This window comes from Mesorhizobium sp. M7A.F.Ca.CA.001.08.2.1 (assembly GCF_003998455.1).
Lineage (GTDB): Bacteria > Pseudomonadota > Alphaproteobacteria > Rhizobiales > Rhizobiaceae > Mesorhizobium > Mesorhizobium ciceri.
This window is the reverse complement of the sequence record NZ_RZPW01001067.1, coordinates 1-1,598: the sequence shown is the minus strand read 5'-3', so window position 1 is coordinate 1,598 and position 1,598 is coordinate 1. Positions and strand designations below refer to the sequence as shown.

The following is a 1,598-nucleotide window of genomic DNA, read 5'->3' as shown; positions in this document are numbered from 1 at the left end:
TGCCTACCTCATACCTGTGGCCCTCTTTCTTGGCGCGCTTGGCCTGGGGGGGTTCCTGTGGGCTTTGAAGAGTGGCCAGTACGAAGATCTCGACGGCGCCGCCGAGCGGATCCTTATCGATCGGGAAGACAAGATCGGCAGATAGCGAAGTGCTGGCAAAATAACCGGACCACGACCGTCTCCACCTTGACTATGACGCGCCAGATCGGTGTCCGAGAATCTTAGGTCTCCAAAATGAACTCCACCAATTTGCGCCAGCGCAAAGAAACGCTGCGTCAGGTCAGCTAGGTTCTGCTCATCCGCAACGGTTGAGAGATAGGAGACTGACATGATCACGCGACGTGAAGCTCTGTTCGGGGCAGCGATCGGCGCTGCCGCCGTGGCAGCACTACCTGCATTTTCGGCACCTGTGACAAAGGCGGACATTCGAGGGCTCGCCCGCGAAAAGATCAAGCTCGTGGCACCGCCGTTCGTCCATCCGCACGATCAGGTCGCCAAGGGTGGACCCAAGATCGTCGAGTTCACCATCACGATCGAGGAAAAGCCTCTTGTCATCGACGCCGACGGCACGACGCTCAATGCGATGACCTACAACGGCTCGATCCCCGGCCCGCTGATGGTCGTTCATCAGGACGACTATCTCGAGCTGACGCTCATCAATCCCGACACCAACTCACTCGCCCACAACATCGACTTCCACGCCGCGACTGGCGCTCTGGGTGGTGGCGGTCTCACGCTGATCAATCCCGGCGAACAGGTGACCTTGCGCTTCAAGGCGACGCGGACGGGAACGTTCGTCTACCACTGCGCACCTGGTGGCGCGATGATCCCTTGGCATGTCGTCTCCGGCATGAGCGGCGCAATCATGGTGTTGCCGCGCGATGGGCTCAGGAACGACAAGGGCGAGCCGGCCAGATACGACAAGATCTTCTACATCGGCGAGAACGACTTCTATATTCCGCGCGACGAGAAGGGCAATTTCAAGAGCTACGAATCTGCTGGCGACGGTTACGATGACATCGTCAAGGTCATGCGCGGGCTGATCCCGACGCATGTCTTGTTCAACGGCAAGGTAGGTTCCCTGACCGGCGACAACGCCATGAAGGCGAAAGTCGGCGAGACCGTGTTGATCGTCCATTCACAGGCCAACCGCGATACCCGGCCGCATCTGATAGGCGGTCACGGCGACTATGTCTGGGAACAGGGCAAATTCGCCAACCCGCCGGCCAAGGACCTGGAAACCTGGTTCATCCGTGGCGGCTCGGCGGGCTCGGCGCTGTATACGTTCCTGCAGCCAGGTGTCTACGCCTACGTGAATCACAATCTGATTGAGGCCGTGGAACTCGGAGCGACCGCTCACTTCATGGTCGAAGGCGAGTGGGATGCCGACCTGATGACGCAGGTCGAGGCGCCCAAACCCATAGCCACCAACTGACGGCACTCGAAAATGCCCGGACGGCGCCGCTGTCCGGGCAAGGACAAAAGCCATGTCTCTTTTCATCCTGAAGGTCCTGCCGGTCGCCCTGGCCGCCGCTGCTGTTCCGGTAGGGCTCTCGCTAGAGGCGGTCTTTGGAGATCGACAATCCCACCCCATCGCT

At 59.9% G+C, this 1,598-nt stretch carries 2 protein-coding genes; both read left to right on the top strand.

Annotation, left to right across the window (positions count from 1 at the left end):
• On the top strand, window positions 1–145 hold a 145-nt coding region (ccoS, locus tag EN914_RS34790; RefSeq protein WP_127389658.1), incomplete at its 5' end, for a cbb3-type cytochrome oxidase assembly protein CcoS.
• Between the two features lie 183 nt (window positions 146–328).
• Window positions 329–1,435 (top strand): copper-containing nitrite reductase, encoded by a 1,107-nt coding sequence (nirK, locus tag EN914_RS34785; protein WP_013524994.1) that lies wholly within the window; start codon window positions 329–331, stop codon window positions 1,433–1,435.
• The last annotated feature ends 163 nt before the right edge of the window (window positions 1,436–1,598 follow it).